This window comes from Streptomyces sp. NPDC058045 (assembly GCF_042885635.1).
GTDB lineage: Bacteria > Actinomycetota > Actinomycetes > Streptomycetales > Streptomycetaceae > Streptomyces.
This window is the reverse complement of record NZ_JBHVRR010000105.1, coordinates 1-5,695: the sequence shown is the minus strand read 5'-3', so window position 1 is coordinate 5,695 and position 5,695 is coordinate 1. Positions and strand designations below refer to the sequence as shown.

At 71.3% G+C, this 5,695-nt stretch carries 6 protein-coding genes; 4 read left to right on the top strand and 2 right to left on the bottom strand.

Annotated elements, in window-relative coordinates:
* Positions 1-92 precede the first annotated feature (92 nt).
* Positions 93-914, top strand: a complete 822-nt coding sequence (locus ACFVST_RS29130) for an Fpg/Nei family DNA glycosylase (protein ID WP_390156598.1) — start codon at positions 93-95, stop codon at positions 912-914.
* Between the two features lie 4 nt (positions 915-918).
* On the opposite strand, the gene ACFVST_RS29125 is transcribed toward ACFVST_RS29130, so the two are convergent.
* A complete protein-coding gene (locus tag ACFVST_RS29125; RefSeq protein ID WP_390156597.1) occupies positions 919-2,172 on the bottom strand; it encodes a GNAT family N-acetyltransferase in 1,254 nt (417 codons plus the stop codon).
* 138 nt (positions 2,173-2,310) lie between these two features.
* Between ACFVST_RS29125 and ACFVST_RS29120 the strand changes: the two genes are divergently transcribed.
* Positions 2,311-3,459 carry a PP2C family protein-serine/threonine phosphatase gene (locus tag ACFVST_RS29120; RefSeq protein ID WP_390156596.1) on the top strand — a complete coding sequence of 383 codons (1,149 nt, stop codon included), beginning with the start codon at positions 2,311-2,313 and terminating at the stop codon, positions 3,457-3,459.
* A 23-nt stretch (positions 3,460-3,482) separates the two neighbouring features.
* Here the strand turns inward: ACFVST_RS29120 and ACFVST_RS29115 are convergent, their stop codons facing one another.
* Positions 3,483-4,661 (bottom strand): acyltransferase family protein, encoded by a 1,179-nt coding sequence (locus ACFVST_RS29115; RefSeq protein ID WP_390156595.1) that lies wholly within the window; start codon positions 4,659-4,661, stop codon positions 3,483-3,485.
* A 682-nt stretch (positions 4,662-5,343) separates the two neighbouring features.
* Between ACFVST_RS29115 and ACFVST_RS29110 the strand changes: the two genes are divergently transcribed.
* Positions 5,344-5,538, top strand: coding sequence for a hypothetical protein (locus ACFVST_RS29110; RefSeq protein WP_390156594.1), 195 nt, complete (start codon positions 5,344-5,346; stop codon positions 5,536-5,538).
* Positions 5,539-5,620: 82 nt separating this feature from the next.
* Positions 5,621-5,695 (top strand): dodecin domain-containing protein (locus ACFVST_RS29105; protein ID WP_390156599.1); only part of this gene is annotated, 75 nt, incomplete at its 3' end.

Below are 5,695 nucleotides of genomic sequence, written 5' to 3'. Positions count from 1 at the left end.
GCCAAACGCATGGTGCGGCTGTGGGACCGGCTCCAGATCCGCAAGGCGGAGGAGTCCCTCATCGTCGTCAACCGCTACACCCGCAACACAGGGTGCCCGAGGGGCACACCATTCACCGGCTGGCCGCCGACCACCGCGAGCGGTTCCTCGGTGAGCCGCTCGCCGTCAGCAGCCCGCAGGGCCGGTTCGCCGAGAGCGCCGCCCTCCTCGACGGCGCGACCCTGACCGCCGCCGAAGCCCACGGCAAGCACCTCTTCCTCGGCTTCGGACCGGACCGCTGGATCCATATCCACCTCGGCCTCTTCGGCGGCTACCGCTTCGGCACCCCGCCCGCCCCGCCACCCGCCGACACCGTCCGCCTCCGCCTCGCCGCCCCCGCCGCCCACGCCGACCTCCGCGGCCCCACCACCTGCGCCCTGATCACCGCCGCGGAGAAGGACGCGGTGCACGACCGCCTCGGCCCCGACCCGCTGCGCACCGAGGACACCGAGGGCGACGGCCCGGAGCGCGCGTACCGGCGGATATCGCGGAGCCGTACCAGCATCGGGGCGCTGCTGATGGACCAGAAGGTGGTCTCCGGAGTCGGCAACGTCTACCGCGCCGAGGTCCTCTTCCGGCACGGCATCGACCCGCTGCGGGCCGGCCGCGACCTCACCCGCCGCGAGTGGGACGCCCTCTGGACCGATCTGGCCGAGCTGATGCGCGAAGGCGTCAAGTTCAACCGGATCGACACCGTCCGCCCCGAGCACACCCCCGAGGCGATGGGCCGCCCACCCCGCGTCGACGACCACGGCGGCGAGGTGTACGTCTACCGCAGGGCCGGCCAGGAGTGCCATCTGTGCGGCACCCCCGTCCGCATCGCGGAGCTCGCCGGCCGCAACCTCTTCTGGTGCCCCACCTGCCAGCCCCGCTGACCCCTCAGAAACCGTGCGGCAGCCACGGCGCCACCGCCGAGCCGAACGCCGCGGACACCGGGGCCAGCGCCCCGGCCCGCACCTCCCGTACCCGGCCCGCCGCGGCCAGTGAGGCGAGCGGCGTGCCGCCGAGGTAGGCGCAGCCGAGATCCCGTACCGAGAGCGCCAACTCCGCCGGGTCCGCGGTGCGTTCGCAGACGGCGCCCGCCGCGTCCCCCGACAGCCGCCAACGCCCCTCGTTCCAGGGGCAGAAGGCGTCCCGCACCTCCAGCACCACATCCACCGGCACCTGGTAGGTACGCGCCGCCAGCGCCGCGCCCACCTCCACCAGCCGCGCATACAGCCCGTCCCGCACGCTGAGCCGGCAGCGCCGTACATCGGTCATCAGATGCGGCAGCGCGTCGTCCACCGGTCGCGTCTTGACCGTGATCCGCGAGGTCAGATCGATTCCGCAGAGGAACCGCCACAGCGCCGCGTACGCCGCCGGATCCAGCGCCTCCACATCCCTCAGCCGCACCGTGCCCGCCGGACCCCCGGGCTCCCAGCCCGGTACCACATGGAAGCGGGCATAGCCCACCGTCTCGCCGTCCCGCTCGGCCAGCACGCACTGCAACGCGGAGCCGCCGTCCCGGTCGCTCTCCGGGTCCAGCAGCGGCAGTCGCTCCCAGCCCGGCTGCCGCGCCGGCATCCCCGGCCGCCCCGGCACCAGCCGCGCGTACACCGCCTCGCAGGCCGCGGTCACCGCCCGCGGATCCGCGTACCGCACCCGCACCGCCTCGGTCTCCGGGGGGACTTCGGGGCGGGTCAGCCGCGGGTCGATCTCCGCGCTGAGGTGCCAGGTGGCGATGCCGTACCCGAAGCGGCCGTAGATCGCCGGCTCCGAGGCCGTTAGCACCGCCAGCGGCTCACCGGCCGCCCGTACGTCGTCCAACTGCCGCCGCATCAACCGGGTCAGCAGCCCGCGCCGCCGGTGGGTGGCCGCCACCGACACCATGCTGACGCCCGCCGCCGGCACCAGTTCCCCGCCCGGCACCGACAGCCGGAACGAGAACGCCCCCGCGGTACCGACACACTCCGCGCCGTCCCACAGCCCCAGCCCCCGGTCCGTCTCGGTCAACTCGTTACGCAGGGCCCGCATCTCGGGCGGCTCCGGCGCCCCGAACGCCCGCAGCAGAGTGTCGTACCAGCCCTGCTGCTCGTCGGCTGTCAGGGTGCGCAGCTCGACCGGTGCCGCCGGCCGTTCCGTGAAGTCCGCCATGGCGGCATCCCTACCAGCCGGAGCACATCCCGGGCCAGGCAATTTCCCAACGCCCGTACCACCACTGCCCCTTGCCCGTTCCGGAGGATCCGGTACCACCCTGCACAGGGAGCCACTCGCTGGATATGGTCCAGTGCAATGGGAGGACTACGCGCGGAGGCCGAGACGCCCGCGGCCCGCTTGAAGAAGCGGGTCCACCGGGCGCGCACCGGGCTGCGCCGCTCCGCCGTCGACTACTTCCGCGGCGACGGATCCGACTGGATCGCACTCGCCGCCCTGCTCCTCACCATCCCCGTCATCACCTGCCTCACCCTGTTCGACCCGGTGTGGTGCGCGCCCGCCCTGCTGGTGCTGCCGATCGTGGCCGGCGGCCTGCTGCTGCGCCCCGCCAGCCTCCTTGGCCTGTACGCGGCGTCCGCCCTCGCCCTCATCGTCGAGTCGGTCCTGCTCGGCCCCTACGCCGACGGGCCCTCCCGGGTCACCCCCGGAGTGATGCTGACGGTGGCGGCCTGCGGCTTCTTCGGGCTGGTCATCGCGCAGTTCCGCAGCCGGGTCGGGGTGCCCTGGCGGCGCGGCGGCACCATGCTCTTCGACCTGCGGGAACGCATCCGGGTACAGAGCAAGCTGCCCGCGCTGCCGCCCGGCTGGCACCGGGAGATGGCGCTGCGGCCGGCCGGCGGGCAGTCCTTCTCCGGGGACTTCGTGGTCGCCGCCCGCACCGGCGGCGGCCGCACCCTGGAGGTCGTCCTCACCGATGTCTCCGGCAAGGGCATGGACGCCGGTTCGCGGGCCCTGCTGCTGTCCGGCGCCTTCGGCGGGCTGCTCGGCTCGCTGCCCCCGCACGCCTTCCTGCCCGCCGCCAACGGCTATCTGCTCCGCCAGGACTGGGACGAGGGCTTCGCCACCTCCATCCACCTGGTCCTCGATCTGGACTCCGGCGACTACGAGTTGTACTCCGCCGGCCACCCGCCGGGCCTCCAGCTCGTCGCCGGCACCGGACGCTGGGAGGAGAAGTCGGCCGACGGCCCGCTCCTCGGGGTGTACGACGGGGCGCAGTTCGACCCGGTGAAGGGCAGCCTGCGCCCCGGCGACGTACTGATGCTGTTCACCGACGGGCTGGTGGAGACCTCGGAGCGGGACCTCAGCGAGGGCCTGGACCGGCTCACCGGAGAGGCCGAGCGGTATGTCGCGGGCGGTTTCCACGGCGCGGCCTGGCACCTCATCGAGGCGGTCGCCAAGGACGTCAACGACGACCGCGCCCTGCTCCTCATCTGCCGCGAGCCCTGAAACCCGGGCCGCCGCAGGGAGAATCAGGCGGCCGGGGTCCGGCCGCGCTCTCGGGCCCCCTGCGCCGGGTCCTGCCGGAACGCCCACTTCATGTCCGGCTCCATCACACAGCGGAAGAAGCGCCGCACCGGCGGGGTGCAGAGCACCGTCACCAGCGACGCCGCGAACACCGTCACCGCGATCTCGCCCAGCGGCTTGTGCAGCCAGGGGTAGTCGTCGTACCAGCCGTAGAACTCGGCCGCCTTCACCACGAAGCCGTGCAGCAGATAGCCGCAGATGGTGCCGGCGCCCAGCACCGTGAACCACATGTCCCGGCCCGGCACCCAGGCGAAGAAGCAGGCCGTCAGCACCAGCGAGCAGCCGAACATGGCGAAGGTCATCACGATCCCCGCCCACCACGGGGCGCCCAACTCCTGGGCGCTGTCCCGGTGGAAGAACCAGCCCGCGTTCATCCGGGTCGCCGCCCAGTAGGCGAAGACCCCGGCGAAGGCGAAGACCGGCACCGCCGCGATCCGCACCCAGCGGCGCCGCACCAACTGGAAGTGCTCCGGCTTCATACAGAGACCCAGCACGAAGAACGGCAGGAACTGCAGCACCCGCTGGAGGTCGAGGTCGTCACCGATGTCCGGCGAGACGGCGGCCAGCGCGGCGATGGCCAGCGCCAGCGGCAGCGGCCAGCGGACCACCTTCCACAGCGGGGTCGTCAGCCGCCAGATGAACAACGCCACCAGGAACCAGGTCAGATACCAGGGGTCGAGCAGGCTGATCTCGTGCGAGGGGTCGTTGGCCCACCGGTTGAACAGCGAGTACAGCACCTCGAAGACGACGTACGGGACGCCGACGCCCGTCACCAGCCGCCGCAGCCGGTCCGGCCGCATATCGAAACTGCGGGAGAAATAGCCGGAGATGATGATGAACGCCGGCATATGGAAGGCGTAGACCACCATGTAGAGCGCGGTGGCGGCACGGCTGCCGTCGCGCAGCGGCTCCCAGGAGTGGCCCATCGCCACCAGCACGATCGCCAGGTACTTGGCGTTGTCGAAGAACGGGTCCCGCGCCTTGCCGGGCTTCTCCGCGGCCCCCTGGCCCCCCTCGGGGGACCGCCCCTGCGTCGCGCGGGGGGTGGGCACCCCTTCCGCGGTGTCCTGGGCCTCGGGGAGCGGTACTCCCTGCCGGCCGTACGGACGTAGCGAGTTGCTCACCGCTGCTCCTTCCGGTTCCAGGAGCGCTGGCGCGCGGTCCGCGTATCCATCCGTGATCTCGCTGCTTCGGGGGTCATGGCGGCGTAGAACATCTCCAGCACCCTAGCTTCGGCTCGGGAATCCGTAAAACGCCCGAGTTCATCGTGGGGACGGCGGTGCTGGTACCCCGGATTCACGGAACTTGATCCGCACAAGGGCACTTCCGGGATTGACGACGACGCTCCCGCACCGAACAGTACATCCCACCCGGTATCGTCCAAATGCCATGAAACGGCCGGGACTTCGGACGTGAATGGGATGGTACGCGACATTTGCGCCCGGACATCCGGCACCGATCGACGGCCCTATTCCTGTGAATTTCCTGTGCGTACGGCACCAGATGTGACGCACATCGCGGTCCCGCTCCACGGCAATTCGAATTGGCCGCGAACGTGATGTGTGGGCATGGAAACGATCAAGCCGAATTAACTGTGACGAGCGGCACTCGAATTGCCGCCCCCGGGGCCGCAGTTGGCCGCCCGCGGCCCGGGTGCGCGCCGGCGCACCCGAGTGCGCCGGTCCGACTATCCGTCATCGACCGCATAGGCCAGGCGTGTTGGTGGCACGATGGATCTGGCGGGGGAGTGCTTGCTCGTACCCCCCGGGCCGGGAAAGTTGACCGACCGAGGGTGTGTGATCAGTTGTGGCCATCTCGCTGTCAGTGGTGCTGCTGTTGGCGATCGTTCTAGTCGTCCTGCTGCGCGGCGGATCGATCAAAGCGGGCCCCGCCGTCGTGGCCGTCCTCTTCGGCTTCTTCCTGGCCTCGTCGGGTATGGCGCCGTCGATCCAGCGCTTCCTCAACTCGATAGCGGACACCGTCAGCCACATCAGCTTCTGAGACCGCGCCCGGCCTCGGACGGCAACGGCCCGGGGCCGGCCGGAAGTTGGACATCCGGCCGGCACAGGTGAGGGAGTCCGTCATGAGCGAGCACGTCTACCGGGTGACCGAGATCGTCGGGTCTTCGACCGAGAGCATCGACGCCGCCATCCGCAAC

What these genes read in the sequence shown, in the direction of transcription:
- ACFVST_RS29120 (WP_390156596.1), top strand. Translation starts at nt 2,311, where the DNA reads ATGGGAGGACTACGCGCGGAGGCCGAGACGCCCGCGGCCCGCTTGAAG.
- ACFVST_RS29125 (WP_390156597.1), bottom strand. Translation starts at nt 2,172, where the DNA reads ATGGCGGACTTCACGGAACGGCCGGCGGCACCGGTCGAGCTGCGCACC.